The sequence below is a fragment of the Gloeocapsopsis sp. IPPAS B-1203 genome (assembly GCF_002749975.1).
Taxonomy (GTDB): domain Bacteria; phylum Cyanobacteriota; class Cyanobacteriia; order Cyanobacteriales; family Chroococcidiopsidaceae; genus Gloeocapsopsis.
Genome location: NZ_PEIG01000002.1, coordinates 370346 through 397162 on the forward strand (window position 1 = coordinate 370346; position 26817 = coordinate 397162).

28 protein-coding genes are annotated in these 26817 nt (G+C 40.9%); 10 read left to right on the top strand and 18 right to left on the bottom strand.

Annotation, left to right across the window (positions count from 1 at the left end; all coding sequences use genetic code 11):
* Positions 1-159: 159 nt before the first annotated feature.
* The gene (locus CSQ79_RS05120) at positions 160-360 is read left to right on the top strand and encodes a DUF2811 domain-containing protein (protein WP_099700105.1); all 201 of its coding nucleotides are present in this window, start codon (positions 160-162) and stop codon (positions 358-360) included.
* 152 nt (positions 361-512) lie between these two features.
* Here CSQ79_RS05120 and CSQ79_RS05125 read toward each other — a convergent pair whose 3' ends face one another.
* A complete protein-coding gene (locus CSQ79_RS05125) occupies positions 513-1229 on the bottom strand; it encodes a response regulator transcription factor (protein ID WP_502693908.1) in 717 nt (238 codons plus the stop codon).
* 335 nt (positions 1230-1564) lie between these two features.
* On the opposite strand from CSQ79_RS05125, the gene CSQ79_RS05130 reads away from it, so the two are divergent.
* Entirely contained in the window at positions 1565-2191 is a 627-nt protein-coding gene (locus CSQ79_RS05130; protein ID WP_099700107.1) for a CPP1-like family protein, read from the top strand.
* Between the two features lie 57 nt (positions 2192-2248).
* On the opposite strand, the gene CSQ79_RS05135 is transcribed toward CSQ79_RS05130, so the two are convergent.
* From CSQ79_RS05135 to CSQ79_RS05145, 3 genes are all read right to left on the bottom strand, one after another.
* Entirely contained in the window at positions 2249-2947 is a 699-nt protein-coding gene (locus tag CSQ79_RS05135; RefSeq protein ID WP_099700108.1) for an HAD family hydrolase, read from the bottom strand.
* Between the two features lie 103 nt (positions 2948-3050).
* Positions 3051-4094, bottom strand: a complete 1044-nt coding sequence (gene hppD, locus CSQ79_RS05140; protein ID WP_099700109.1) for a 4-hydroxyphenylpyruvate dioxygenase — start codon at positions 4092-4094, stop codon at positions 3051-3053.
* Positions 4095-4194: 100 nt separating this feature from the next.
* Positions 4195-4908, bottom strand: a complete 714-nt coding sequence (locus CSQ79_RS05145; protein WP_099700110.1) for an SDR family oxidoreductase — start codon at positions 4906-4908, stop codon at positions 4195-4197.
* A 403-nt stretch (positions 4909-5311) separates the two neighbouring features.
* On the opposite strand from CSQ79_RS05145, the gene ftsH2 reads away from it, so the two are divergent.
* From ftsH2 to CSQ79_RS05160, 3 genes are all read left to right on the top strand, one after another.
* Positions 5312-7195: an ATP-dependent zinc metalloprotease FtsH2 gene (gene ftsH2, locus CSQ79_RS05150; protein ID WP_099700111.1), complete on the top strand. Its 1884-nt coding sequence runs from the start codon at positions 5312-5314 to the stop codon at positions 7193-7195.
* A gap of 584 nt (positions 7196-7779) precedes the next feature.
* Positions 7780-9018: an RNA polymerase sigma factor SigC gene (gene sigC / locus CSQ79_RS05155; protein WP_099700112.1), complete on the top strand. Its 1239-nt coding sequence runs from the start codon at positions 7780-7782 to the stop codon at positions 9016-9018.
* Between the two features lie 158 nt (positions 9019-9176).
* Positions 9177-9632 (top strand): Fur family transcriptional regulator, encoded by a 456-nt coding sequence (locus CSQ79_RS05160; protein WP_099700113.1) that lies wholly within the window; start codon positions 9177-9179, stop codon positions 9630-9632.
* A gap of 36 nt (positions 9633-9668) precedes the next feature.
* Here the strand turns inward: CSQ79_RS05160 and CSQ79_RS05165 are convergent, their stop codons facing one another.
* The 6 genes from CSQ79_RS05165 to CSQ79_RS05190 all read right to left on the bottom strand — a co-directional run bounded on the left by CSQ79_RS05165 (position 9669) and on the right by CSQ79_RS05190 (position 13653).
* Positions 9669-10142, bottom strand: a complete 474-nt coding sequence (locus CSQ79_RS05165) for an SH3 domain-containing protein (RefSeq protein ID WP_099700114.1) — start codon at positions 10140-10142, stop codon at positions 9669-9671.
* 51 nt (positions 10143-10193) lie between these two features.
* Positions 10194-10925, bottom strand: coding sequence for a TIGR04283 family arsenosugar biosynthesis glycosyltransferase (locus CSQ79_RS05170; RefSeq protein WP_099700115.1), 732 nt, complete (start codon positions 10923-10925; stop codon positions 10194-10196).
* Positions 10926-10972: 47 nt separating this feature from the next.
* Positions 10973-11287 (bottom strand): carbon dioxide-concentrating mechanism protein CcmK, encoded by a 315-nt coding sequence (locus tag CSQ79_RS05175; protein ID WP_099700116.1) that lies wholly within the window; start codon positions 11285-11287, stop codon positions 10973-10975.
* A 424-nt stretch (positions 11288-11711) separates the two neighbouring features.
* Positions 11712-12092: a rhodanese-like domain-containing protein gene (locus tag CSQ79_RS05180; protein WP_099700117.1), complete on the bottom strand. Its 381-nt coding sequence runs from the start codon at positions 12090-12092 to the stop codon at positions 11712-11714.
* A 201-nt stretch (positions 12093-12293) separates the two neighbouring features.
* Positions 12294-12719, bottom strand: a complete 426-nt coding sequence (locus CSQ79_RS05185; protein WP_099700118.1) for a hypothetical protein — start codon at positions 12717-12719, stop codon at positions 12294-12296.
* A 49-nt stretch (positions 12720-12768) separates the two neighbouring features.
* Entirely contained in the window at positions 12769-13653 is an 885-nt protein-coding gene (locus tag CSQ79_RS05190; protein ID WP_099700119.1) for a M48 family metalloprotease, read from the bottom strand.
* Positions 13654-14032: 379 nt separating this feature from the next.
* On the opposite strand from CSQ79_RS05190, the gene mgtE reads away from it, so the two are divergent.
* Complete coding sequence (gene mgtE, locus CSQ79_RS05195; protein ID WP_099700120.1) at positions 14033-15433, top strand: magnesium transporter; 1401 nt, start codon at positions 14033-14035, stop codon at positions 15431-15433.
* A 10-nt stretch (positions 15434-15443) separates the two neighbouring features.
* Here the strand turns inward: mgtE and CSQ79_RS05200 are convergent, their stop codons facing one another.
* From CSQ79_RS05200 to CSQ79_RS05220, 5 genes are all read right to left on the bottom strand, one after another.
* On the bottom strand, positions 15444-15698 hold the full coding sequence (locus CSQ79_RS05200; RefSeq protein WP_099700121.1) for a hypothetical protein: 255 nt from the start codon (positions 15696-15698) through the stop codon (positions 15444-15446).
* 82 nt (positions 15699-15780) lie between these two features.
* Positions 15781-16998 (bottom strand): M20 family metallopeptidase, encoded by a 1218-nt coding sequence (locus tag CSQ79_RS05205; protein WP_099700122.1) that lies wholly within the window; start codon positions 16996-16998, stop codon positions 15781-15783.
* 174 nt (positions 16999-17172) lie between these two features.
* Positions 17173-17637 (bottom strand): DUF732 domain-containing protein, encoded by a 465-nt coding sequence (locus tag CSQ79_RS05210; protein WP_099700123.1) that lies wholly within the window; start codon positions 17635-17637, stop codon positions 17173-17175.
* Between the two features lie 148 nt (positions 17638-17785).
* Positions 17786-18265, bottom strand: coding sequence for a pentapeptide repeat-containing protein (locus tag CSQ79_RS05215; RefSeq protein WP_099700124.1), 480 nt, complete (start codon positions 18263-18265; stop codon positions 17786-17788).
* 328 nt (positions 18266-18593) lie between these two features.
* Complete coding sequence (locus tag CSQ79_RS05220) at positions 18594-20273, bottom strand: serine/threonine protein kinase (protein WP_099700125.1); 1680 nt, start codon at positions 20271-20273, stop codon at positions 18594-18596.
* Positions 20274-20585: 312 nt separating this feature from the next.
* Between CSQ79_RS05220 and CSQ79_RS05225 the strand changes: the two genes are divergently transcribed.
* The 3 genes from CSQ79_RS05225 to CSQ79_RS05235 all read left to right on the top strand — a co-directional run bounded on the left by CSQ79_RS05225 (position 20586) and on the right by CSQ79_RS05235 (position 22273).
* Positions 20586-21344 (top strand): WecB/TagA/CpsF family glycosyltransferase, encoded by a 759-nt coding sequence (locus tag CSQ79_RS05225; protein ID WP_289500581.1) that lies wholly within the window; start codon positions 20586-20588, stop codon positions 21342-21344.
* A gap of 121 nt (positions 21345-21465) precedes the next feature.
* On the top strand, positions 21466-21855 hold the full coding sequence (locus CSQ79_RS05230; protein WP_099700126.1) for a phage holin family protein: 390 nt from the start codon (positions 21466-21468) through the stop codon (positions 21853-21855).
* A 232-nt stretch (positions 21856-22087) separates the two neighbouring features.
* On the top strand, positions 22088-22273 hold the full coding sequence (locus tag CSQ79_RS05235) for a YqaE/Pmp3 family membrane protein (protein ID WP_099700127.1): 186 nt from the start codon (positions 22088-22090) through the stop codon (positions 22271-22273).
* A 12-nt stretch (positions 22274-22285) separates the two neighbouring features.
* On the opposite strand, the gene CSQ79_RS05240 is transcribed toward CSQ79_RS05235, so the two are convergent.
* Both CSQ79_RS05240 and CSQ79_RS05245 read right to left on the bottom strand, forming a co-directional pair.
* Entirely contained in the window at positions 22286-23161 is an 876-nt protein-coding gene (locus tag CSQ79_RS05240; RefSeq protein WP_502693911.1) for a histidine kinase, read from the bottom strand.
* A gap of 148 nt (positions 23162-23309) precedes the next feature.
* A complete protein-coding gene (locus CSQ79_RS05245; protein WP_099700128.1) occupies positions 23310-24929 on the bottom strand; it encodes a peptide ligase PGM1-related protein in 1620 nt (539 codons plus the stop codon).
* 487 nt (positions 24930-25416) lie between these two features.
* On the opposite strand from CSQ79_RS05245, the gene CSQ79_RS05250 reads away from it, so the two are divergent.
* Positions 25417-26274 (top strand): SDR family oxidoreductase, encoded by an 858-nt coding sequence (locus CSQ79_RS05250; protein WP_099700129.1) that lies wholly within the window; start codon positions 25417-25419, stop codon positions 26272-26274.
* Between the two features lie 68 nt (positions 26275-26342).
* On the opposite strand, the gene CSQ79_RS05255 is transcribed toward CSQ79_RS05250, so the two are convergent.
* Entirely contained in the window at positions 26343-26771 is a 429-nt protein-coding gene (locus CSQ79_RS05255; protein ID WP_099700130.1) for a hemerythrin domain-containing protein, read from the bottom strand.
* Positions 26772-26817 lie beyond the last annotated feature (46 nt).

The following is a 26817-nucleotide window of genomic DNA, read 5'->3' on the forward strand; positions in this document are numbered from 1 at the left end:
CTTGTAATATTTCGCAGCATTGACTAGCTGGTGATTTATGCCGCACAATAATGCACCTACCCCGCTATTAGCTTGACTATTCTTTCGTGGTGGGAAAGTCCCAGAAAGCTTGAAATAGTCTGCAAGAATTCTTGTCACCTTTATTTAGGGAGATTCTCAATGAACTCTACAGTTAGTATCCTGACCGAAATTCCTGAAGAACTACATGAATCACTCAAAAACTACTTAGAAAGTCATCCTACCTGGGATCAAGATCGCGTATTCACTGCTGCGTTATCGTTATTTTTGCTCCAAAATGGCAATGGCGATCGCCGTGCTGCTAGAGTCTACCTCGAAAGCTTGTTCCATCACTGCAACTAGACAACTAAAATCAGCGAGAACGTACTGAAGATTGAAGATTGCTATATTTTTTTGTATAGCACTTAAAATTTCAACTAACAACTTCATACTAGTAGCGGCTGCCTTCCACCAAGAAAAGATGTTGCAGCCGCTTGACAATTTGTGTATTTGGCTTAATTGTTCGACTCTGGGAGATTTGGAGCTTCAAATTTATAACCAACACCACGAACAGTCTGAATCAAAATAGGTTGAGTTGCATCAATCTCGATTTTCTTACGTATTTGACCAATATGCACGTCTACAACCCTCTGATCTCCTACGTAATCGTAATCCCAAACTTCTTGAATGAGTTCTGCACGCCGCCACACTCGCCCTGGATGGCTAGCTAAAAAACGCAACAAGTCAAATTCCAGAGCCGTTAAAGGAATGAGTTGATTATTCAGTGTCACCTCCCTACGCTCAGGATCAATTACCAGCTTTTCAAAGGTCAAGCGCTGTTTTTCTGCTGCTGTGACAACTCGCTGACGCTTCAAAATAGCAGCAACTCTGACTTCTAATTCTCCTAAACTAAAAGGCTTGGTTAGATAGTCATCTGCACCTTGAGCAAATCCCCGAATTTTGTCAGCTTCATCAGCTCGACTCGTCAACATTAAGACGAAAACCTTTGTGCGATTCTGCATATCTTGGCAAAGAGTATAACCAAGTACATCCGGAAGATTAACATCAAGAATCACTAAGTCAGGGTTAAATTGCTCAAAAGCAGTTAACGCAGTCTTGCCATCTTCGGCAGACTCCACCTGATAGTTCTTGCTTGATAAAAAGCGTTGGATTAAATTACGGATAGCAGGATCGTCATCAACGACAAGAATCTTGGCAAGAGCCATAGTCATCACTTTTTACAACAAACAAAAGGATCAGTAGGTACACAAATGTTGCGATCGGGCAAGTTCAGCAACAAAAACGGCAATGCTTAAACAATTATCAGCTTATAAGTCTGTAATGCCAAGCGTCTTCCGCAATTCTACTATTGCTTTTTACATATAATGACGGAGAGACAAATTATTCAGTGTTTCTCTCACTCGAAAACTCGGGTTGTGCTAAATTGAGTATTGGTAATCTTTAGTCGATGGTTAAATTAACCTGGTCAGACACTGATAAGGTATTCCAATCGACACACTCTGATATTAAGCTTTCCTTTACTGGCTGCTCCCGCGATTGAGTCAACATGGGCGATCAAAATTACTACGAAAAGCTTGGGGTAAGCGAAGACGCGACATTCGATGAAATTCAAGAGGCTCGCAATCGCCTTCTGCAACAGTACAGTGGCGATTATAAGCACCTAGAAGCAGTCGAAGCAGCTTACGATGCCATATTGATGGAAAGGTTGCGGATGCGTCAAGAAGGTAAAATTAAAGTACCTGAAGGTATCCGTTTTGCAGAGCGGCTTACACAAGTACCACCGAAAGAAAATTCATCACCAGTACAAAAATCACCAGAATGGTTACAGCGGTTAGTTGATCAGCCAAGTTTAACAGACATCATTTTGCCAGCAACTGTATTTTCAGGATTAAGTGCTTTAAGCATTTTTTACACGGCTGCTAGCGCTCAAATTCTACAAATAGCATTGATTGTTGGTGTCGGCACTAGTTTCTTCTTTCTATACCGTAAAGAAAAGAAGTTTGGTAGGGCAGTACTGTTAACTGGAATGGGCTTAGTGACAGGACTCATTGCCGGAGCAATATTTGGTAGTTTACTTTTACCTCAACTCAGTAGTTTAGGAATCTCAGTTGAGCAATTTTCTACAACTCTGACGTTTATTTTGCTGTGGTTGATTAGCAGTTTCCTGCGATAGAAATACTGAAGTAGGTAAAGGAATTTAAATAAAAATTCCTTTACCTAACGTTATTGCTCAAACAACTTGAGGTAAAGACTTGTATGAGAGGATATCCACTGCCTCTTGCAAGTCATTCACGATTAAATCAGGCTGATAAATCTCTAATTGAGCGCGATCGCGAATACCGCACAACACAGCCATCACTTTAACTCCATGTTTTTTAGCAGTCACAATATCAGCTTCTGTATCGCCTACCATCCATGTCTCATAAGCGGGTGGTAGCTCAAGAAGTGCGCGCTTCATCAATAATGGTTTATCATCAACATCGCGCGTCTTTACATAATCATTACTCAAGCAATAACACCGATTTTTTGGAAAAAATTTACCAAGATCGTGTTGATTGAAAGCGTATTCTAGTTCTCGCACGCGACGCATAGTCATAACAGCCAGATCTATGCCAGCCTGTTGCACTTCTTCTAAAGCTGCAACTGCACCTGCTGCAAGGCGATCGTACTTAAAGTATGGTTGAGTGTGAACTGTGTCGCGTCGCAGTTGAGCAAATTCTTGTGCTTGTAATTCATCTAAACCAGAAGCTATACCGATATTCTTCTCTGAAACCCTTGCTCTTTTTAATTCCCAAAACTTAGATTTACTAAGTTGTCTAATGCGCTGGTTCGGAAGTTTAGTTTTCTGCAGGCAAAGTTGGTAAACCTGATAGTATCTTTCTGATACATCAATGATTGGACCGTCAAAGTCTGTGATAAGTCTTAACATTTAAATTTAGAGTGTAAAATTTATTTACACATTAGCTAAATTCTTACACAGTTAAGTTTTAACTTTCTAATCAGTGTGTTTAAGATTACTAATCTAATAGTCATTATTGAAGACTGCCGCGCTTGTCTTGTTCGCGTTCGATCGCTTCAAACAAAGCACGAAAATTACCTTCGCCAAATCCAGGCGCTTGCCGTCGGCGTTCAATCAACTCAAAGAAAAAAGTGGGTTCGCCAAAAATTGGTTGCGTGAAAATTTGAAGTAGCAATGCATCAGGATTTGTATCCTGCCAATCAACCAAAATCTCTTGTCGGGCAATTTCCTGAAATTCATCTGTCGATAAAGGAATTTGTCGTGCTTGCAACTGCGTGTAGTAGTTCGGAGGAACAGGAAGAAACGCTAATCCCCGATTGCGAAGTTTTGCGACACTCGACACAATATTCGTTGTCTGTAAAGCGATATGTTGAATTCCAGATCCGCGATTAATATCCAAAAACTCTTGAATTTGAGAATTAGGAGACGCAGGTTCATTGATTGGTAATTGAACTTGGCGATCGCGCGAAACTAAAACCTGGCTGTGTAAGCCTGAGCGATCTGTGTGAATCTTAAACGATTGCTTTGTTTGAAAACCCAAAGTATTTTGATACCAAGTGACGGCACGCTCTAAGTCACCTGCGGCTACATTCATAACAATGTGATCGATGCCCGTCAAAGCAAAGGGAGAGGGAGATAAAAGGTTTTGTTGATCTTCACTTTCTATCTTGTGCTCGATCAAAGTATGGGATAGAGAACCCCAACCAGCAATTTTGCCAGATTTAATATTCTTCTGCCCATTGTGACGTCGCTCAAGTGGTTGTAATATTTTTGCCCCGTGGGCGATCGCCTGATGCCAAACTCTATCAAGATCCTCAATACTAAACGCAATATCAGCTACACCAGGTGGATGCTGCTGCAAAAAATGTGCGACAGGACTCTGGGGCAGGAGTGGAGAAGATAATACAAAGTAGACAGTGCCACTTCTGACAACTTCAGTATAAGTGTTTCCATCACTGACGCCACGGGTGACTGATTGAAAACCTAAATGTTGAACAAACCAGTTACTAGATGCTTGGGCATCTTCTACATAAAAATGAACGCGATCGATCCTCATATCCTCCAAAGATCCAGCACAACAGCTTATCTGTGTGTAAATTTTGCCTAATTTGGCTGGATTTGCAGGTCATTCTTAAGCAAGAAACCTCCTCCATTAATTAGAAGAACAAATGACTTTCTGGCTGAAGATTAATTTCCATGGGTACAGCTTGTGGTTCAGCTGATAATGCATAAAAAATCGCATCCGCAGCCGTTTGAGTACTGAGCATTTTTTTTCGATCTACTTTTAACTGTACGTTATCCCAAAATGGAGAATTTACTCCACCAAAGTAGAATAGCGTGAACTTAACACCAAATCGCTTTAACTCTTCTGCCATACATCTACTAAAACCAACAACAGCAAATTTAGAAGCACAATAGGCTGCAGCCATTGGCATTGAATGCTTACCAAGAATTCCCACAAGATTACAAATATGTCCATTTTTGCGCTCTTGCATCAATTCGGCTGCTGCTTGACTTGTGTAGAAACTACCCTTAAAGTTAACGTCGAGCATTGCCTCTAAATCAGCAGGTTCCAAGTTCCCATATGGCTTCATAACTCCTGCACCAGCAGCATTCACTAAAGCATCAATGTGACCAAACTGGGCAACAGCTTTGTCCATCAATGTATCAACTTGTTGCCGATCTGTAATGTCTGTAGGCACGGTTAAGACTTGTCCGGCAGTTGCACTGAGTTGACTAGCAAGATGAGAGAGATTGTTGCTATCTCTTGCTGCTAATATTAACTGCGCTCCTTGGTTAGCCAGTTTGTGGCTTAACGCCGAACCAATACCACCAGTTGCCCCAACAACTACAACAACTTTGTCCTGCATACGTTTATTTACATTTCTTTACATCTTTTTTTATCATACTTGGATAAAACGCCTACATCCAAAGCAATAGAAGTACGATATTCTCAAAGGTTTAAGACAAATAATTAAAATTACGTTACATTTAATTAAGATTCCAATTGACTTTAACCGCACTTCAACTAATCCATATCAGGACTGGGAAGCAGCGGCAAAAAAGTTAAAAATATCAATTAAAAGCTCTTTTTTTAGCAATGGTCAATATGTTTAGGACATTATAGAGGCTCAGAATTATTACTCTAACTGACTTTTAACCCTGAACCGTAGGTCTGCGCTTAGCGCGTCCTCTGACCCCTGCTATAGAGGGTACAGCACCCGATAGTAGAAAAGCTGAACTGTTGTATATGCATTGAAAGGCAACTAACTGATGAAACTTTCCTGGAGAGTACTCTTACTGTGGACATTGCCTGCACTGGTGATTGGCTTCTTCTTTTGGCAAGGAGCATTTGCTACCGCTCCCACAGATATGAGCAAGAATACAGCCAGTACCCGCATGACCTATGGTCGCTTCTTAGACTACCTCGATTCTGGTCGTGTCACGAGTGTGGATCTATATGAAGGAGGTCGTACAGCAATTGTAGAAGCCGTTGACCCAGAATTAGACAACCGCGTTCAACGTCTACGGGTAGATCTACCTTACAATGCTCCTGAGCTAATTTCTAAGCTCAGAGGTGCTAACATCAGCTTTGATTCTCATCCACTGCGCAATGATGGAGCAATTTGGGGACTACTTGGTAATTTAATCTTTCCCATCTTGTTAATTGGTGGCTTGTTCTTCTTGTTCCGACGTTCTAGCAATATCCCAGGTGGTCCTGGACAAGCAATGAACTTTGGTAAATCCCGCGCTCGATTTCAAATGGAAGCCAAAACAGGTGTCAAGTTTGATGACGTTGCTGGAATTGAAGAAGCCAAAGAAGAACTCCAAGAAGTCGTCACCTTCCTCAAACAACCGGAACGCTTTACTGCTGTGGGTGCTCGTATTCCCAAAGGCGCGCTGTTAGTCGGACCACCAGGAACAGGTAAAACACTTCTGGCTAAAGCGATCGCCGGCGAAGCTGGAGTGCCATTTTTCAGTATCTCTGGTAGTGAATTTGTCGAAATGTTTGTTGGTGTTGGTGCTTCCCGCGTCCGTGACTTATTCAAAAAAGCCAAAGACAACGCGCCTTGCTTAATCTTTATCGATGAGATTGATGCAGTAGGAAGACAACGTGGAGCAGGTATCGGCGGTGGTAACGATGAGCGCGAACAAACGCTCAATCAGTTACTCACAGAAATGGATGGATTTGAAGGCAATACAGGAATTATCATTATCGCGGCAACGAACCGTCCTGATGTTTTAGATTCTGCATTACTGCGTCCTGGAAGATTTGACCGTCAAGTTATTGTGGACGCTCCTGATGTTAAAGGACGTCAAGAAATTCTCCAAGTACATGCACGAAATAAGAAACTGGACGCGAATGTGTCATTAGACGCAGTAGCAAGACGGACACCAGGATTTACAGGAGCAGATTTAGCCAACTTGCTCAACGAGGCGGCAATTTTGACAGCCAGACGACGTAAAGAAGCAATCTCATTGTTAGAGATTGATGATGCGATTGACCGAGTTGTCGCAGGGATGGAAGGAACACCGCTAGTCGATAGCAAGAGCAAACGTTTAATTGCCTATCATGAAATTGGTCATGCCTTAATTGGCACTGTGCTAAAAGACCACGATCCCGTGCAGAAAGTTACACTGATTCCACGCGGACAAGCACAAGGACTGACATGGTTTACTCCTAGTGAAGACCAAGGATTAATTTCGCGCGCACAATTAAAAGCACGAATTACTGGTGCTTTGGGCGGAAGAGCCGCAGAGGATATCATATTCGGCGCAGCAGAAATTACGACAGGTGCCGGTGGCGATTTGCAGCAAATTAGCGGTATGGCACGCCAAATGGTAACTCGCTTTGGCATGTCAGATTTAGGTCCACTGTCGCTAGAAAGCCAGAGTGGTGAAGTATTTTTAGGTCGTGATTGGATGGCACGCTCAGAATACTCTGAATCTATTGCTTCTCGGATAGATGCTCAAGTCCGCGCCATTGTAGAAGAGTGCTACGAAAACGCCAAAAAGATTATGCGAGAAAATCGTGTGGTCATTGATCGCCTAGTCGATCTGTTAATTGAGAAAGAAACAATCGATGGCGAAGAGTTTCGTCAAATCGTTGCTGAGTACACTGATGTCCCTGAAAAGCAATCTGTATCAGCAATGTAAACGCTCCCAAGTCACTAAAATATTAAGTTCTGTAAATAAGGGCGATCTATTCGCCCTTATTTTTTTATATGAAGTGAACAAGCCCTACTAATTTAGAAAATCCTTGTTATAACACGCAAAGATAGATACCTAAAAGGCATGACACTATCTTTTAGTGCTGTAAAGCTATAGACACTAAAAATAATACAAAAAATCTCTTCTCTTGTCTTTAAAACAAAGCACTAGCTGATCTCAGGAAATTGGCAGCGTACAGGTGTAGATTAGCCTAGCCTTTGACGAAGGTCACAGCTATTTTGCCTGCAGTATTTTTATAATCTGTTGTCCAATATAGCTACAAATTTGCTGCTTTTTAAGTAGCGTTTGTTTCTTTTGTTACTGTTTATAGAGTGTTCTAGCTGGATTTCTTAAGTGTAAATGCTTAATCTAGGATGTCAATAGTATTAAATCAAACACAAAATAACTACTTAAAGATTTAGTTAACGGAACTCTCTAACCTGTTATTCCATCTTAGATCGCGGGAACAATAGCAACAGGAAGTAGCTACGCACCCTAAATTATCACCTGGAGCGATTGAAACGACCCCTATGCCAGCAACATCTTTTTACGCCTACACCGCTTACGAAGAGCAATCCCCTCAAGATTTTCAGCAAGAACCTAACGAAGCTGATTTAATTGAAGGAGATCTGATTGACTTCGATATGGAGTCTAACGATGCGGCTAACTTGCAGCCAGTTAATCGTCGCACCACCGATTTGGTACGTCTGTATCTACAAGAAATTGGTCGAGTGCATCTTTTAGGGCGAGACGAAGAAGTTTCCGAAGCTCAAAAAGTACAGCGTTACATCCGCTTGGTAGAACTGCGTTCTCAAGCAGCCAAAAATGGGGATGAAATTATGATTCCCTACGAGCAGCTAATGGAAGTTCAAGAGCGCTTAACATCTGAATTAGGACATCGACCTTCCCTGGAACGTTGGGCTACTAGCGCTGGCATAGAGGTCTCAGAACTCAAACCAACACTCATTAAAGGAAAACGGCGTTGGGCTGAAATTACTGGTTTAACAGTGCAAGAGTTAGAGCAAATCCAAAGTGAGGGCAACCGCGCTAAAGAACACATGATCAAGGCAAATTTACGCCTAGTTGTGTCAGTTGCGAAAAAGTATCAAAATCGCGGTTTAGAGCTACTCGATCTTGTACAAGAAGGAACGCTTGGTTTAGAAAGAGCTGTTGATAAGTTTGATCCAACTAAAGGTTATCGATTTAGCACTTATGCATATTGGTGGATTCGCCAGGGTATTACGCGAGCGATCGCTACCCAAAGTCGGACAATTCGCCTACCAGTTCACATAACAGAAAAACTCAATAAAATCAAGAAAGCACAACGGAAAATTTCACAAGAAAAGGGTCGCACACCAACGATTGATGATATTGCAGCAGAGTTAGAAATGACACCGCCGCAAGTCAGGGAAGTTTTGTTGCGAGTACCTCGTTCAGTATCTTTAGAAACTAAAGTAGGTAAGGAAAAAGACACAGAACTTGGAGACTTACTAGAAACAGATAGTATTTCACCAGAAGAAGTGTTAATGCGTGAAGCCCTCCAACGCGACTTGCAGCATTTGCTGGCAGATTTAACTGATCGCGAACGTGATGTCATTTTAATGCGCTTTGGTCTAGGAGATGGTCACTCATACTCGTTGGCAGAAATTGGACGCGCATTAGATCTTTCTCGCGAACGGGTACGCCAGATTGAATCCAAGGCTTTACAGAAGTTACGCCAACCTAAACGCCGTAACCAAGTTCGGGACTACTTAGAGACTTTGGGCTAAAGTGCGAGGTATGAGGGCGTGGAATACCATGCCCTGTTTTTAGTTCACAAATCCGCCACTTGCTATTAGAAAACATTTGCAATAAATATGTCTTGTTGACAATTAATGCAAATCTTTTTTATAATTATCAATAAATATGCTTTGTTGAGAAGGTTGTCATGACTGTTTATACAGCTACCTCGCTCAAGGCGGAACTCAACGATCGTGGTTGGCGTTTAACTCCTCAGCGAGAAGTCATTTTACACGTTTTTCAAGAGCTTCCTAAAGGCGAACATCTTAGTGCAGAAGACCTATATCATCATTTAGAAGCTCAAGGAGAAGGAATTAGCTTATCCACGATTTACCGGACACTAAAGCTAATGGCGCGGATGGGTATCTTGCGGGAATTAGAGTTAGGAGAAGGACACAAACACTATGAAATCAATCAGCCCTATCCCTACCATCATCATCACTTGATCTGTGTTCGTTGTAATAAAACAATCGAGTTCAAGAATGATTCAATTTTGAAAATTGGTACAAAGACAGCCCAGAAAGAAGGATACCATTTACTGGACTGTCAGTTAACAATCCATGCGGTGTGTCCTTCATGTCAAAGAGCGTTATTACCTTTATAGACAGATAAAGTGAACAAGGAGAAGTGGTATCACACACTATTCTTCGATTTTTTCGATGTTACCTGCTTTGATCCAACCTTCTTGTTCGCCGTTCTCTATACGTATTCTTTGCCAACCCTCGTCAGAACTTGTTTCTAAAACCGTAAGTTCCTCGTTGTAACCAACTCCACCAATTCGCTCAGCCTCTAAGCTTGGCTCTGAACGTACGCTCAAACCTTGTGCCCACGTCACTCGTGCCTTGTATGTTCCAGGTGATAGGGATGTTGAAGATGCTTCAGTTGTGTTTGCAGTAGGAGTTGCTTGAGTACTAGATGAAGCTGTATAAGGAGATGTTGCAGGAGTAGAACCTCTAGCCTTTACTTCAGCACTATCATTGGAAAATATTGGCTTAGCTGGAGGAGTTGCTACTCTGTGTAAGAAGTACAAAGCGGCTGCTACACCACCGCTAATTAAAATAGCTAAAGCTAAGCTAATGCCAAGTAAAAATTTTATAACAGTCTTCCATCGCATTTCAGGAACCTCTATCAAACCTTTTAAGTTGAATTCTACGCTCGTCTTGCACTAACGAATATCTTCATAAAACTGCTTCAAAAAAGACGCAGAAACACCAAAACCCCATAAAAAACCGATATAAACATAGATTGCAGTTGCTTTCAAAGAACCCCAACGCGCTACCCGTCTATCCGAACTTTGCACAACACGATTCACTTGACGTAATCGTCCTTGCCGCACTAGCTTTAAGCATAAATCTGCTTCTTCCAAGATAGGCAGCTGATTGTCGAACCCACCACAAGTCCAAAAGTCAGTGCGACGGCAAAACATGACTTGATCGCCAAAAAGTAATCTAAGTCCTTTAAAAAAAAGATGTGGTCGAAACAATAGAGGAGCGTAATAAGTTTTGAGATAGTTGTGTAGAGAAACTCCCCAACGTGTAGTCTGTGCTCCTACCATTAAGGAAATAAAACCACCGCCGGCAACAGTTGAATCTGCTAAAGTTTGCTCAACTACTGCGATAAAATCATCAGGAACTAAAGTATCAGCATGCAAAAAACACAGAATGTCTCCTGTAGATTCAGCTGCTCCCTGATTCATTTGTAACGATCGCCCTCGCCCTTGGGCATGAATAACTTTGATACCAGCTTGTTGTGCGATCGCTACTGTTTGATCTTCACTTCCGCCATCGACAACTACAATTTCCCACGCAGGAGGTTCCAAGAAATTTAGATTGCGCAGAGTACGCTCTAAACAACTTCCTTCGTTTAAAGTAGGTATAACTATTGAGATACCAGGCATCGAGTTGTAAGGATTAAAATGCGGGGCTTGAAATAGATACTAATAAGCTAAACACGAAACTGTTCTACTGCTTGTCTGTAATGGATTGGCAGCACAGACTCGACGTTTTCATGAGGACGAGCAATCACATGGTATGAGAGTAGTAACTCTTCTTCTGTATTAACTCGTTTTACCGAATCTACCCCTGCATTCACTGAGGTTTGCACTTCCGACACATCTCCTCTGACAATAATAGTATATCGAGCACTGCTTACTTTTTCGTAACCTACCAAGGTTACACGAGCAGCTTTTACCATGGCATCTGCTACTGCTAAAGCAGGAGGAAGACCCTTAACTTCAACCATACCAACTGCTGCTGGCATCTTTTATCTCCTAAACTGAGCGAATCAATGACACTGACTGTAAGCAGCAAAATGTTGATATCCCAATTGCTGCTGATGAATATACTGCCAGCACACGAAAAATAAGCTAGAGCGCTTCTAGCGTAACTGTTTTATGTCTTCTAGTAAAGAGTGTCTGATTGCCTTTATAAGCTCTACTATTCCCTATTTGCTGCTGTAGTTGAGAGAATTTTGATATCAATTACGTTGAATTACTATGATTAATTCAGGTCAAATAGCTGCCAATTTTCCTATTTCTATCTGGGATAATCTAGTTAATTTGTTAGTGTTTTGTGCAAATCAATACTGTTTAAAACGTAAATAATGCATTGTGAAATAGCTTGCTCTACAATTTTAAACAAGACCATTTTTACAGTTTATTTTTAACTAATTTTAAGTAGATGAATTAAATTGATAATGTCTGCACAAGCGATTCAATAGGATAGCCAACTGCTTTCCAAGCAGCAACACCGCCTCGTATTTGTGATACATTCTGATATCCCACGGCTTGCAATTTTTGTGCTGCTAGTGCAGTTTCTTCATCAGTTTCGCCGTAAATATAAATATCACGCGTCAGTTCCAAAGTAGATAGGGTACGGTCTGCTAACTCTACTAGTGGTATAGGAATTGCTCCTAAAATATGACTATAGTTATACTCACTGCGATCGCGTACGTCGATGATTGTGAGCGCTGGATCTCCCCAATCTAACCTTGTTTTCAAGTCATAAACGAGTGAGTGGGCTTGTAAAGGTGGTGGAGTAGGAATAATTCCTAAAAATCTATGCATAGATTTGTCATTTTTGCTCCCTTCTCTTGAAATGTAACAACTATTTTTACAATTCGCAATTTCTTGTATAAATAATGACTTGATTATTTAAAAAATAGAAAAATTCATCTATCTTAAGAGAGTTTTTTATATGTAAATGTAGAAAAAAGTGCTAGAAACATTAATGTCTAGCACACCCAAAATTGAAGTACACAAAACAAATTAACGAGAACGAGGAGTCGTCAAAATGTCCCAAGCAGCTTTAGCAGCATCTGCTAAGCGATCGCCCAAGTCAGCGACTTCTTTAACAACTGATTGCCAGTTCTTCTCAGCTTCTTTCTGAATCAAATAAAAAGAGTATTCAATGCGATCGCGCTCGATAAGTTGATTGCCTTCAATCGTTTCCCGTGCTCGGCGTACGGCATTAAGATATGCTTCACGAGTGAGTGTTCCTGCTGATTGCGCTTCTACTTGAGCGCGTTTTTTAAGGGCGTCTATTAAAGCTTTCGTTTCATTTTTGAGATCGTCACTTTCCCCAGCCATTTCAGTGTCCACAAGTTCGTTGGTTTGGGGACTTATTTCGTTGGTTGATTGTGGAATAATTTGAACTTCTACAGAAGTATCAGTGTTATTGGGTTCAGAAGTCATGGTTATCTCTCCTAGTGTGATGGCTGATTAAATGACATAGAAGCTTTGATTATCGCTCAAAAGAAAATTTAGATGGCGATTGAGGAAGTTCTTGTTCTAATTCCAATAACTGTTGAACTCGCGCTTCTGTTGGTGGGTGACTAGAAAACAAGTTACTTAAAAACTGACCAGAGATAGAATTTACAATTAACAGCGGCTCAAAAGCTGGATTAGCATTCATGGGTAACTGACGTGCTGTACTCTCCAAGCGTTGTAAGGCACGAGCTAATGCTCTTGGATTTTGCGTAATTCTAGCAGCTCCCGCGTCTGCCTCAAACTCTCGCGTGCGTGAGATAGCTAACTGAATGATAGTTGCCGCCATTGGCGCTAAAAAAATTGTTAGAAGTAAGCCCAGAGGATTTGCTCCGCGATTGCCATCGCGTGAAGCAGGAAACCATAAGCTGTAGCTGACGATTTGTGCCAACATCGCAATTGCACCACCAAGTGTAGCTGCCACAGCTTGAGTTAGGGTGTCGCGATTAGCAATATGAGTTAGCTCATGAGCAATGACGCCTTCAAGTTCATCTTCAGGTAGTGCTTGTAAAATGCCTTCTGTAACTGCTACTGCGGCATGTTCAGGATCGCGTCCTGTCGCAAAAGCATTCGCAGCAGGGCTGGGAACAATATAAATTCCTGGCATTGGTAAATTGGCGCGATCGCATAAGCGTTGTACCATCCGATGCAAATCTGGTGCTTGATTAAAGCTTACTAGTTGTGCGCGGTATGCTGCCAAAGCAATTTTATCTGATTGATACCACGATACTAAGTTTGTCACTGCTGCTAAGGCTATACCAATAACGACACCACCCAGCCCGCCAATGACCCAGTAGCTAATTGCAATCAGTAAACCACTCAGCAAACCTAAGAGCGCAACGGTTCTCAATTGATTTTTCATATCATTGATCCTAACAATGCTGTTTTTTCGTAATAATTCACGTTTAGTTACAGCATTCCTTAAGTTGCACTTTGATTGTATCGACCTAAACTCAGATTCTGGGGAAGAAAATGCTAATAACTAGGTACGGTTTTGCCTACTAATCAAGTGTGAATTTGAGCAATAGTCTAGCGACTGAACTAGAGTTATGAGCTAAAGCAAAACTATCTATGTAGATAGATGGAATTTTGATTCGTTGCCAGGAAGTGCTAAAAGAGAGATGATTACTACTGCGATCAGTATGAGTAAAAAAAGCTTATGCTGATCATCTGAAATTTAGTCAGATTACATAGACTAAAAGCAGCCATTTTTTGCACTTTCTGGTTCAGGACGGTAGGCTTTGACTGAAACTAACAACTTCTCCTCATCATTTCAGGATGTTTCGCGCAAAGAACTGCGAGAGTTAGTGCGTAATCAACTGCGATCGCTCCTCGAACGAGGGGATTTGCAGGGAGCCAAGGCGATTTTAGAACCAGTACAGCCTGCAGATATTGCTGAGGCAATTGAAGGATTGCCTGAAGCAATGCAAGCTCTGGCATTTCGCTTGCTATCCAAAAGCGAAGCAATTGAAGTGTATGAATACCTTGACACGAGTGTTCAGGAAGCACTGATTGTAGAGTTTAAAAGTCAAGACGTTCTAGATATTGTTGATAAAATGTCACCCGATGACCGAGCGCGGTTGTTTGATGAATTACCAGCTAAGTTTGTGACTCGGCTTTTAGAGCAACTAAGTCCCACCGAACGCCAAGCTACAGCTCAGTTACTCGGTTATGAAGCGGGTACGGCTGGGCGAATTATGACACCTGAGTTGATTTCTTTGAAAGAAGATTTTACGGCAACTCAAGCATTAGAGCGAATTCGTCGCCTAGCAAATGCAACAGAGACAATTTACTACTTATATATTACAGACGCGGCAAGACGTCTGACAGGTATTTTATCTCTGCGCGAGTTAGTCACAGCTCAACCACAGCAAAGAATTGGCGAAATTATGACTCGCGAGGTGGTATTTGTTTATACTGACGCCGATCAAGAAGAAGTGGCTCGGTTAATTCAACGCTATGACTTTTTGGCTGTACCTGTAGTAGATCGCGAACAACGTCTTGTTGGGATTGTAACGGTCGATGACATAATTGATATTTTAGAGCAAGAAACCACTGAAGATATTTACACTTTGGGCGGTGGTGTCCAATCTGGAGGAGACAACTATTTTCAAACTGATTTAATTACAGTTGCACGCAAGCGCGTTGTTTGGTTATTTGTGCTGCTGTTAACAAATACTGTTACAGGGACAATCATTAAGTCTGAAGAAGAGATTTTACAGAAAGTCGTCACTCTTGCTGCTTTTATTCCTCTATTGACTGGTACTGGCGGTAATGTTGGGGCGCAGTCATCAACTGTCGTCATTCGCGGAATGAATACTGATGAGATTAACGCGCTAGGTCCTTTTCATGTAGTATGGCGAGAAGCGATCGCCGGAGCTTTGTTAGGCTCGATGCTAGGTAGCATAGCAACGATCTGGAGTTACTTTTTGCAAGGAAGTTGGTCAGTGGCGATCGCTGTCGGACTAAGTTTAGTATCAATTTCTATTTTGGCTTCAGTGTCTGGTTCGGCACTACCATTTTTGTTTCGTTCACTGCGTTTAGACCCAGCTTTAATGTCTGCACCCTTTATCACAACAGCAGTTGACGTGCTGGGGGTACTCATCTACTTTAACTTAGCAAGAGCAATTCTCCGGCTATAGAACTAATGAATTACAACTCAGAAGGCGTGTCGGGTGCAACCACTTCACCTCCTAACTGTAGCGGCATTTCTTGTTCGTCAATCAATTCACTCAGTTCTTTTACTTGTAAGTTCATTTGCTCGCAGGCTACTTTAAGTTCTTTAGCAAATGCATTCACATCTCCACCATAGCCACATTGATAAGCCGCAGTTTCGATTCCTTGCTTAGCATTGGCTCTGGCACAGTCTACTAAATCGGTGCCTTGCAATGGTGTATTTGATGGCATAACTTACTTATCGTTACTTACTCAATGATTGATAGAGTAGCAATTGAACGTACTAGAGACATCCTTCTTGTGGAAGAAGCGCTTAGGAGGGAGACAGTGGCGGTTCTTCAGTAGATCCATTGTTTTGCTGCCAATATTTCCAAGCACTGTACGCTAGAGTGACAACACCAGTCACGATTGCTTTTTCGTCTACTTCAAATTGCGGGTGGTGTAAGGGATGATTAATCTTTCTATCTGGGTAGCCTACCCCCAAACGAAACATGACTCCAGGAGCCTTTTCCAGATAAACTGAGAAATCTTCTGCACCTAAAGATGGTTCAGGTAAAATTTGGACGCGATCGCTTCCCCAAGCTTCTTCTGCTGCAATCTGCAACAGTTGTGCTAAAGATAAATCATTATTCACTCCAGGAACTCCAAGATTGTACTTTACCTCACACCGCGCGCCATAGCCTTGGCAAACATTCGCAACCATTTGTGAAATCCAACTCGGTAACTTTGCTCGAGTTTCTGGATGCAGCGATCGCACTGTTCCTAATAACTTAACTTGATCGGCAATTACATTCGGTGCTCTACCACCTTGAATTTGACCGATCGTTAACACGATCGGGTGTAGAGGGTTTTGTGTGCGACTAATAGCTTGTTGTAATGTTGTAATCACTTGGGAAGCAATCCAAATCGCATCAATTGCTTCATGAGGTCGTGCGCCGTGTCCTGATTCCCCAATAATAATAATTTCTAACTCATCAGCAGCAGCAGTCAATGCTCCGTAGCGCACTCCAATAGAACCAGCAGGAATTGAAGGAAAAACATGAAGCGAAAAAACTGCTGAAACGTTTTCCATAACTCCGTCAGCAACCATCCAGCTAGCACCTTGGGCGATTTCCTCTGCTGGCTGAAACAAAAACCTGACATTTCCTGGTAAGTGTTCAGCAATTCGTGACAAAACCATTGCTGTGCCTAGCCCTACTGTTGTGTGGACGTCATGACCGCACGCATGCATGATTCCTGGTGTTCGAGAAGCATACTCTAACCCAGTTCGTTCCTGAATTGGTAAAGCATCCATGTCAGCACGGATTGCTAACAATCGAGAGTCACAACCTCCTCCTTGCACCTCTCCAATAACGCCTGTTCTTCCTACCCCTTCTCTGACATGAATTCCACAGGATGATAGGACTCCTGCTACAAAAGCAGCCGTTTGATACTCTTGACCACTTAATTCTGGATGAATGTGAATATGGCGACGAATTTCAATCAGGCGCGGTGCTAGTTCAGTTGCTATCTCTTTTATCTGGGTGAGCATTGATGCAATATGTAGTTACCTACTCCCCTATGATAAAGAATAGTTTAAGTTATAAATTATTTGTGAGTAACTTCAGTTATCGATAAACAAGCTACTTCAGTAATTGTGTACTCCTTCTCTACCGAAATAGAACTATAGCTTGATTATGCTGCACAGTAATTTAGATAAATGTTTTTATGGATTATTAAACTGAGGGCAGTAGTGCTTAGTTGCCAAAGTAGCAATGACAGAAGAATTAATATTATCAACTTTGTTCGTAACGCCTTGTGTTTGGTACATCTTGATATCTTCTAGCAAAAGACCTGCTTCTAGTTCGTTACAAACGCTTTTTGCTTGCATGATATTAGACTCTGGGGATTCTTGGACGCTGGCTAACAATTTATCTCGAACATCCGGATAGCCCATAACAGTACGTTTGTAATCTGCAAGGAAAGCTTGGTCGCTTTCTGCCGCATTTGTTGCTTTTGCCAAGTGGATACTGTCTAATTGACAGATTGATGCAGATAAATCGACTACTTGACCTGATTTAGTAGTGATATAACAAACGTAGTCAGCATCTTGAGCGAGTGTTGCTGTAGAAAACCCTGGTATAAACGAGACAGCGGTAATTAAGATTGCGCCCAGACGTAAATTCTTCATTGCGTCACCAAGTATGTTCTTCTCTAATTAATCCCAAACTTGGCAACCCAATAACAGAAATCAAAAATGACTGCTGAATTATTGTTAAAGTTAGTTTACTATTTTATTGACGACAACATCAGTATATATACTGATGTTGCAAGACAATTTACCAGTAACGACGATCGGGTGTTACGACTCCATTAGGCATTGTTGTCAATCTAAACTTCGCTCCTCGGAAGTTAGTAACCAACATCCTTGCACCACGAAAATTAGCTCCCTCTAAGTTAGCAGCAATGAAACCTGCAAATGTCAAGTTTGTGTTTTCTAAGTTTGCAGTTCTGAGATTAACTCCTGTTAAAGTAGCACTTGTCAAATCAGCACCACGTAAATCTGCTACGTCTAAGTTTGCACCACTTAAATCAGCACGCGAGAGGTTGCTTTGAGATAAATTTGCGCGCATTAAGTTAGCTTCTCGGAGATTAGCGCCACTTAAATTCAGTTGATTGAGCGGTGCATCACTAAGGTCACATCGAGGACATGCCCTAGTTTGCTTTAATTGCTCCAAGTCTTGAGGACTATATGCATATGCTGAAGCCATGAACCATACAGGAGCTAACATGACAACGGAAAGAAGAGTGAGTTTCATTGCGTAACTAACTGAATTACTAATTAAGTGTAATCTAGGAGGCTGTGTTAAATTTATAGCTTAAAGTCTGAGACGCTAAGCTAAAAAATGTGTTCCACTACATCAAATCTTTAAGTTTGATATTTGGTAGTGTTAACTATTGCACTAGGAAGTAGCTAATCTTAATTCAGAGAAAAATAAGGTAAAGTTCAGTATAGTTAAGAACAACTTTTAAATTGTTTTTCTTAATACTTTGATAAAAAGTTGTATAACTAGCACGAAACAAATATGGCTCAGCTACAAGTAAGTTATTTAACTTTTTCTTGAAGCTTGAGATGCCAGAATCACTTTAGCGCCAGCCTAAAAAGCGCAATATAGGAACAACAATGTAATAGCTAATACCCAGCCAAAAGCCTAAAATCATGCCTAAAGTAGCAAAAAAAGCGATCGCAGCGGCTAAATCTAACCAAGTGGGTGACGTGGCGATCGGAAAGTTCCAAAAACCAGGGGGATAAAGATTCAAGCTTGTCAAAAGCAAAAAAACTGCAGCACAACCAATAGCAGTAACTGTGGAGTGGAATAAATAATGGCTAGGTAAACCTAAACCCAAAGTCAGAAAAGCAACAGCGATCGCAATTGATCCGGCAATCCCAATATTACCAGTATTCCATGTCAGCAACTGCCATACTAACCAACTTAAGCTATATCCAAATAGCCCCATTAGTGCTGCAGTTAAATACCGTCGTCGTTGACCAAAGCCACCTGCAGCGGTGAGTCCCCATGCAGTTCCCATACCAACAATTGCAAATAGCAGAACGTCTGCTACTACAGTAATTGGTGTTGCTAGTAAAAAAGTCAGTTGTTGTGATAAAAGATCAGCTAAAGCATTTCCCAGGGGCGACCAGTATGCTAGAACAAAGCCAATAAGGGTTGCTACACAACTGCCACTCGCACCTAATAGCATTTCCCAAAATGTATCAAAGCTAGCCCGCAATCCATGAGCGATCGCTTTGAGAAAAAAAACAGTTGTTTTCGACAGCCCAACTGTCAGAGAACGAAAAACAATTCGCGAATTCCAGCTATTGAGAAGGCTATTAAACCAAGATAACCACCCTAAAGGCTTGTGCGCTTTCGTTAAGCGTTCTTGAATAATTAGTGCATTTGCTGGTCTTTGACGAACATCATCTTGCACCATATCATCTAGCAAATTAGCAACAGCAGGACTGACATGAGCAAAAGCACGCCACTGCAATTTTCCTGTCATCGGATCTTGTAAGTCTGAGATCGGTTGACCAGTCAGCATCTCAATCATTGTCCGCCCTAGTGCGTAAAAATCTGCAGCAGGTCCAACAACCCCTCCGGCTATTTGTTCGGGTGGACTGTAACCAGAAGTAAATAATCGCGTTGAACGATCTGCTAGGTGTGATGTTGCCGCAATCTGCTTTGCGCCACCAAAATCAATCAGAACCAGTTGTCCTGTAGATTCTCGTAGCATTAAGTTTGAAGGTTTAATATCTCGATGGATAATCTGGCGATTGTGCAACTTGTGTAAAATCTCTATTGCCTGTTTTAACCAAGCTAAGACCCATTCTTCAGGACAACCTTGAGGATGGTTTTCTAAAACTTCTTGTAAAGTCTGACCGTTGATTTTTTCCATTACCAGACAGGGTAATGAAAGCTGTTGAGAGTCCTCTAGATCAATCTGAAAATAGCCATCAGGTTCTACTCTCGGTACCCCTGGATGTTGCAGATGCTGAAGTACGGCTGCTTCTTGTTTAAATAACTCTAATGCCTTGGGTGAAGAGTCTATGAGAACCTTCAGAACTTGTTGAGTTTGCAACTGTAAGTCCCAAACTGCATAAATCGTGGCAAACCCCCCTGCACCTAACTTCTGTAAAGGTACATAACGACCTTTTAACTGCAGTGGCGCACCACAGCGATCGCAAAACTTGCTTCCCCAAGTCTTCGGATAAGGACGCGGGCAATTTGGGTTAATGCAGTGAATTGCACGCTGAACCAAGTGCGACACAACTATCAAAATAAGCAGGCTTTCTCGATTTTACACAATACTACGTTAAGACTCTTGAAACTTATCTTTACTCAAGACAAGGTTTTTAAAATTATTCTATTTTGTCAGCTCTTACCTGAAACTCAATAGACATTGAATGCTATATTTACGATGAAGCAGAAATTTTATATCTTGTATAGTAATTTCAACTAATTTATGAAGATCTCTCTAACTCTTTTTTTGCGTACTTTGCGTGCTTTGTGGTTCGTTCCAAATAAAGCTTACAACTCAAATAAAATTACTATATTACACTTATTTAACTTAAGGTAAGACATGAGCAAATTTGAGGAAGTAAAACTTCTGAAAACAAAATTTCACAAGCTTAATGTTTGTCAATTGATAGATTATATAGTACAAGCCGCGCAAATTGACCAAAAAGTGATAGTAAGTAATGTGAATGTAAAAGCAATAAATCTTGCTTATGAGTTAGATTGGTATAGAGACTTTATTAATAATTCAGATTTAGTATTTTGTGATGGATTTGGTGTTTTGTTAGGGGCAAAATTGCTAGGCTACGACGTAGAATCTACGTATCGTATGACATGTCCTGACTATATAGAAAACTTAGGATTAGCTTGCGAGCAACACAATGTATCCTTGTTTTTACTTGCTGGTAAACCTGGTGTAGTTGAAAAAGCGATCGCTCAGATGAGTGCTGTTGCACCTAAATTACAAGTGCAAGGACATCACGGCTACTTTAAAAAATCGGGTGATGAAAATGAGCGTGTTATTCACACAATCAACGCATTCAATCCAGGAGTTCTTTATGTCGGCTTTGGTATGCCCTTACAGGAGCATTGGATCTTGCATAATATAGAACGCCTAAATGCTCGTGTTTTCTTGCCTTTAGGTGCTTGTCTAGATTTTTATACTGGCACTGTATATCGCGGTCCAGAGTGGATGACTGACCGTGGATTAGAATGGTTAACACGCTTAGCCACTGAGCCAAACCGTTTGTGGGAACGCTATATCATTGGTAATCCATTATTCTTTTATCGTGTTTTCAGAGAGCGGATGAGTAAGAATAAATAGAGCGGTAGACACCTCAATAGATCTATCTTCTTGGAGAGGTTTGCTATTGCAGAATCATAGAAGATGATCAGTATTAGAATCTCTCTGAAATTTTCAGTCACAAATTCAGGAGAATGTATTTATGACTGCAGCTTTTTTTACTCTGCTTGCTACTGCTCTGAGCTTACTAGTTGTTGATATTGTTGTTCCAGGGATTGATATTGCAACATTTCCTGCTGCTTTAATAGCTGCTTTTGCAATTGGATTAACTAATTCTTCTGTTAAACCAGCGCTTACTAAGTTAGCTTTGCCACTTAATTACGTTACTTTGGGCTTGTCTTCAGTAGTGGTTAACGGCTTGTGCTTTTGGTTGGCAGCATTATTTGTACCAGGATTTGCAGTATACAGCATTGTAGGGGCACTTTTGGGACCAGTAATTTTATCTTTCGTAAACACATTTTTGAGCAAGTACTTTGCTGAAAGAAATTTAGGAATTACTACAACTCAGACAAACACAGAAATCAAGTCATAGTTTTGTGCGATAGTTAGACGGCTAATTCTACCTCTGAGGTATATATAAGTAGTAATAAAGATATCTCAGGAGAATAGCCGTTATCTGACATTTTTTTTGAATTGATTTCAATCTAATAAAAATAGAAGTTGAGTATCTATCCAAGTGGTAATAATTCCGGAGGTGGAGGCAAGCAAAATATAAATGCAAGACAATGATAAAAGGTAGTTCAGTGTAAAGTAAGAGTAACAACATGAAATTACTACGAATAGCTACTGGTATCCTTCTACCTCCTTTGGGCGTGTTTTTAACAGAAGGTATTAGCACAGCTTTCTTGATCAACATTGTGTTAACACTTCTAGGCTGGCTTCCTGGAAGTATTCATGCCGTTTGGATTATTGTCAAGCATGAAGAAAGAGTCAATAAGCAAGTGTATTAGCTTAACTAAAACTTAGAAAACTGGGTGTATTATTAATAATCTTGTTTTCAAAGGTAATAAAACCGTACTTAAAGTTAAAGTACGGTTATTTTGTGGACACTTCAAGCATTTATGTTGAAGGTGGCTTTTATCACGCAAAAGTTCATTTGCTGTATGCAGCAACTCTCTAAGGACATTTTTAATTTGTCTTTCTTTTTTCGCGATCGCAACACCAGCATCTCCTAGTTTTTCTTCTAGTTGCGATCGCTTTTGTTCAACTTGTTCAGCCATAGGTTCAGCTTGAGCGCGTGTTTTGCTATACCAAGTTTTAGCTTCATCTAAGTACTCTTTGACTTCTTCGTATCTTCCTCCGTAACGTGCAGCTAGGTTAGCGCGTAAAATTGCCGCTTGAGCTTGGAGTTGAGCATAACGCTTTTGAAGTATCGCAGCTTCCTCGCTATTTTTCACTGTATTGACTGCAGATTCTATTGCTACTTTAATGTTAGGCGCAGTTTCTTTTCCAGTATCTTCAATATCTCCTAGGAGTCTTTCAATTTCCTGTTGCAGTTCTTCTTCTTCAGAATCAAGTTTTGCTTGTAATTCTTTAACTTCAGCATGAGTCTTGGCGTTTTCTTTGCGTCGTAAGCTCGTGACACCATCAATTGCACCTTCAATTGATGCTGTAATTTCTTCTTTGAGATCTCCTCCTTGTTGCTGAATGTTTTCAACGACAGCTGAGACAGCATCTTTGACAAGCGAACGAATTTCGTTTGAGCCTGATTTAAATTCACCTGTTACTTGGGAAACAGCGTTTTGAACAATCTCGCGAATTCGAGATGCTCTGAGTTGACCTGTTTCTTTAGCTTGTTTGAGGTCAGTTGTAATTAGTTCTTTGATGTTTGACATGATTAACTCCTGGTAGAATCATGTTTTTATACCAGGTTTTATCTGATTGATAATCAGTGTTAGCTTGACCGTGGCACTGTCTTTATCATGACTTAGAGATTTCTTGTGCAGGTACTTCCTTTAGATATAAAAGCTTATTAGCATTAGCAACTTAAGTTGTTCCGTTCCAAATAATAGGACCACAAGCATCTAATTCCCAAGTATGGTTATTAGAATTGTGCCGAGTTTCTTCATCTAAGATTTTCACAACTTTGTTATAAATCTCCTCAGCTTGTTGTGGAGAATCACCAATGCTAGTTAAGCCTAGTTTGCCAAACTCTGAAAGGCATCCCATCAGATGAAATACTGTACCTGTTTCAGTTCCGGTATCAAAATGTAGCCGATGATAAGCAATAATATCCATCAAATCGCTAGGAAGTAAACCACGATAGCGTTCTTTTTGTAAATTATCGGTGGCGATGTAGTATTTAGGACGACCATGAGGACTATAAAACATTCCTGTTGCGGGGTCATAGCGTCCATTAGTGAGGAGTTTTAGAGTCATAAAAGGATGAGTTGTCCCACCTTTACGCAGATTAATTTCAATTGCTTGTAAGTCCCAGTGATGTCCACCGTGATGATTTGGTTGTTGTACAGCAATAAAATCAACGCCGAACCGCTCTAAAGCACCTTTCTCAGCTAGTTTCTTCCCGACTTTAATACCTAATTCCTGCAAGCGCATCCGGTAAGCTTCATCGGCGGGGAAGCGACAGCCAAGATAGATTTGACCATCAGGACCTCCTAAGATTTGGTCATGAGTTGATAGAATTTCAACTTCACCACTAGGAGTGATTCGACCTTGAACGCTAGGCGATCGCTTAACTTCTCCTTCAATGAATTCCTCAACAATTGCTCCGAGTTCAGGAATTCGGGTGGAAAAATTTGCCCAGTTTTCAGATGTCGCTTGAAAACTCATGGTACTGAAGTGCTCAGTGATTGAGTCGATTCGCTGTTCGGATGTAGCGTTTCCTGGTGCTAAGTGCTGTAGTGGTCTTAAGTCAAGTAAAGCATTAGCTTCACCAGAAATTCCTTCGTTCAGTTTAACAACTAACCTTTTGATTTCCGGTTTACGTTCCCAAAGATTGACAGCTTCTGCGGCTAACTCTGACACACTCCACACGCTACCACTACCATCAGGATGAGGTACTCCACTTTCGGCAAAAATTTGCCGACTTCCACTTTTTGTTCCCCAAATAGATAGTTGTGGATCGCAAGCATACAATGGTACTCCTACACGCGCGGACAACTCACTTTCTAAAAAAGAAGAGTTGTAGCAGATCATATAAGCATTTTTGAGATCAATTGCTTGGCGTATTCGTTGAATTAGGCGCGGGCGTTCGAGAATTTTTTGTGTCAGTGGTTTAAGTGATGAATCGTAGGTAGAAAGTAATAGTAGCCGATCGCGGGCGTGGGAGAATGGAATTCCTGGTAAAAGCTGTAAATAGTAATCAATGACACTCGGGTGAATCGGTTGCGACGTGACGTAGATTAGGCGAGTGCGGGGGTTTTGCAGGCGAATTAAAGAGAACAGCAAACGCTCTTCATAGTGATGACAGCCTGGAATTTTTAATAGTTCGCGTTGGTCTACACTCAAAGAAGGAATGACCAAAATATCTGCATCACTCTGGTCAAATAACTCTATTGTCGGCCAGCGATCGCGTAACTGAGATTGTAGCTGTCTAAATACTTCGATATGCTGTGTTTCTATTAATGAAGGATCTAACGTTTGCATCGCCCCAGCCCACAGATTTTAACTACAGCAATCTTACTCTGGTTAGTATTGTGTACAACATACTTCTTAAGAAACAGTAAGGTTAATAACATCATCACTCAAACTCAGTAGCTAGGCATAATTTCACTTACTCTATTTCTCAACAAGTGACTACAAATCTACATTTTTTTGAATGAAAATCAATGTGAATTAATTCTATGTCTTAAGAATGAGCATTTTAAATTTTGCTTTCCACCTCTAGGGCGATAAAGTCGAAGTAACTGATAGATAAGTTAGTGCTTGAAGATTAAAAGCAGTTTGCTTTCTCTCAGAAATATGTATACGGGCATTTGTCTGATAAACATTGACGTAGCTGTCTGAGTACTGAAGTAAGAGCAATACAAAAATCTTTTGCCAAGGAAAGTGAAACTTAGACCGCAAACAGTCATCCAAGTTCTAGGTTTGAATCAACTGATTTTACTCGGTTCATTTTTTAGGATCATAATTTATGCCAGAACAGTCATTGCAACCGCCACAAGAGCAAGACCAACAACCAGGTCTAGAGTCGGAAATGACACCAAAACCAAAGGCTGACGACCCACAACATCAAGGTAGTGGTAAGTTGTTAGGCAAAGTCGCTGTCATTACAGGTGGAGACAGTGGTATCGGACGTGCAGTTGCGATCGCTTTTGCTAAAGAAGGTGCTGATATCGCGATTATGTACCTGAACGAACATGATGATGCGAAAGAAACAAAACGCCTTGTTGAAGAGAAGGGGCGTCGTGCGATCGCGATCGCGGGTGATATTGGTGATGAGAAGTTCTGTCAGCAAGCTATAGAACAAGCTGTACAAGAATTTGGCAGACTTGACATTTTAGTCAACAACGCTGCTGAACAGCATCCGCAAGAAAGTATTGAGGATATTACTGCACAACAGTTGGAACGGACATTTCGCACTAATATTTTCTCAATGTTTTACTTGACTAAAGCAGCATTAAAGCACCTGAAAGAAGGTAGTACCATCATTAATACAACCTCTGTCACTGCATATCAGGGTAACAAACAGTTACTTGATTACTCATCAACAAAAGGTGCCATTGTTGCTTTTACGCGATCGCTTTCAGAAAGCTTGGTCAAAAAAGGAATTCGCGTCAATGCTGTAGCGCCAGGTCCAATTTGGACTCCTCTTATTCCTGCTACTTTTCCAGAAGATAAAGTTGCAAACTTTGGCAAACAAGTTCCTATGCAACGTGCTGGTCAACCAGAAGAAGTCGCTTCCTGCTACGTATTTCTGGCTGCTAATGACTCATCATATATTTCTGGACAAGTGCTACACCCAAATGGTGGTACAATCGTTAACGGTTAATCAGATTTGACAGTGATATGATGGTAGTCCGCAATAGCGGGCTTTTTTATTCCTCTTTAAACTAATAGTTATCTCAAAAAATCTTGCCTTTCAACAAGTTCATGAGAAAGTTGTTGTCGTTCTATATTGGTTAAACACTTGCTAGCTTCTAATAAAATATCTGCTTTTTCTTGTCTGTAAGACTTGACTAAATTGTGTATGTCAGAGGCCTTTTGCGTAAATTCTTTTGAAGCAGGGCTTAATAACTCAAGCTCCTCTAGGAACTGCTGAATTTGAGAATATTCTTCTTCATTTATCTTGATTTGCTCGCCATTGCTTGGGTATCTTTGACGCAAAAATGGATAAAGAATTTGTTGCTCTAATTGTGCAAGTAAAGTAATTTCTTGAGTAATTTGATTGAAAAGAATATACCTCTTCTGAGGATCTGCACTACAAAGTTCTGATAGTAAATCTACTAACTTTTGATATTTTTGCTTAATTAAATCAATAATATCCATAAAAAAATAGACCTCACTCAATAAAGAAACCCACCACAATTAGTGG

Coding starts and splice junctions, on each gene's coding strand:
- CSQ79_RS05120 (WP_099700105.1), top strand. CDS start 160: ATGAACTCTACAGTTAGTATCCTGACCGAAATTCCTGAAGAACTACAT.
- CSQ79_RS05125 (WP_502693908.1), bottom strand. CDS start 1,229: ATGACTATGGCTCTTGCCAAGATTCTTGTCGTTGATGACGATCCTGCT.
- CSQ79_RS05130 (WP_099700107.1), top strand. CDS start 1,565: ATGGGCGATCAAAATTACTACGAAAAGCTTGGGGTAAGCGAAGACGCG.
- CSQ79_RS05135 (WP_099700108.1), bottom strand. CDS start 2,947: ATGTTAAGACTTATCACAGACTTTGACGGTCCAATCATTGATGTATCA.
- hppD (WP_099700109.1), bottom strand. CDS start 4,094: ATGAGGATCGATCGCGTTCATTTTTATGTAGAAGATGCCCAAGCATCT.
- CSQ79_RS05145 (WP_099700110.1), bottom strand. CDS start 4,908: ATGCAGGACAAAGTTGTTGTAGTTGTTGGGGCAACTGGTGGTATTGGT.
- ftsH2 (WP_099700111.1), top strand. CDS start 5,312: ATGAAACTTTCCTGGAGAGTACTCTTACTGTGGACATTGCCTGCACTG.
- sigC (WP_099700112.1), top strand. CDS start 7,780: ATGCCAGCAACATCTTTTTACGCCTACACCGCTTACGAAGAGCAATCC.
- CSQ79_RS05160 (WP_099700113.1), top strand. CDS start 9,177: ATGACTGTTTATACAGCTACCTCGCTCAAGGCGGAACTCAACGATCGT.
- CSQ79_RS05165 (WP_099700114.1), bottom strand. CDS start 10,142: ATGCGATGGAAGACTGTTATAAAATTTTTACTTGGCATTAGCTTAGCT.
- CSQ79_RS05170 (WP_099700115.1), bottom strand. CDS start 10,925: ATGCCTGGTATCTCAATAGTTATACCTACTTTAAACGAAGGAAGTTGT.
- CSQ79_RS05175 (WP_099700116.1), bottom strand. CDS start 11,287: ATGCCAGCAGCAGTTGGTATGGTTGAAGTTAAGGGTCTTCCTCCTGCT.
- CSQ79_RS05180 (WP_099700117.1), bottom strand. CDS start 12,092: ATGCATAGATTTTTAGGAATTATTCCTACTCCACCACCTTTACAAGCC.
- CSQ79_RS05185 (WP_099700118.1), bottom strand. CDS start 12,719: ATGACTTCTGAACCCAATAACACTGATACTTCTGTAGAAGTTCAAATT.
- CSQ79_RS05190 (WP_099700119.1), bottom strand. CDS start 13,653: ATGAAAAATCAATTGAGAACCGTTGCGCTCTTAGGTTTGCTGAGTGGT.
- CSQ79_RS05200 (WP_099700121.1), bottom strand. CDS start 15,698: ATGCCATCAAATACACCATTGCAAGGCACCGATTTAGTAGACTGTGCC.
- CSQ79_RS05205 (WP_099700122.1), bottom strand. CDS start 16,998: ATGCTCACCCAGATAAAAGAGATAGCAACTGAACTAGCACCGCGCCTG.
- CSQ79_RS05210 (WP_099700123.1), bottom strand. CDS start 17,637: ATGAAGAATTTACGTCTGGGCGCAATCTTAATTACCGCTGTCTCGTTT.
- CSQ79_RS05215 (WP_099700124.1), bottom strand. CDS start 18,265: ATGAAACTCACTCTTCTTTCCGTTGTCATGTTAGCTCCTGTATGGTTC.
- CSQ79_RS05225 (WP_289500581.1), top strand. CDS start 20,586: ATGAGCAAATTTGAGGAAGTAAAACTTCTGAAAACAAAATTTCACAAG.
- CSQ79_RS05230 (WP_099700126.1), top strand. CDS start 21,466: ATGACTGCAGCTTTTTTTACTCTGCTTGCTACTGCTCTGAGCTTACTA.
- CSQ79_RS05235 (WP_099700127.1), top strand. CDS start 22,088: ATGAAATTACTACGAATAGCTACTGGTATCCTTCTACCTCCTTTGGGC.
- CSQ79_RS05245 (WP_099700128.1), bottom strand. CDS start 24,929: ATGCAAACGTTAGATCCTTCATTAATAGAAACACAGCATATCGAAGTA.
- CSQ79_RS05250 (WP_099700129.1), top strand. CDS start 25,417: ATGCCAGAACAGTCATTGCAACCGCCACAAGAGCAAGACCAACAACCA.
- CSQ79_RS05255 (WP_099700130.1), bottom strand. CDS start 26,771: ATGGATATTATTGATTTAATTAAGCAAAAATATCAAAAGTTAGTAGAT.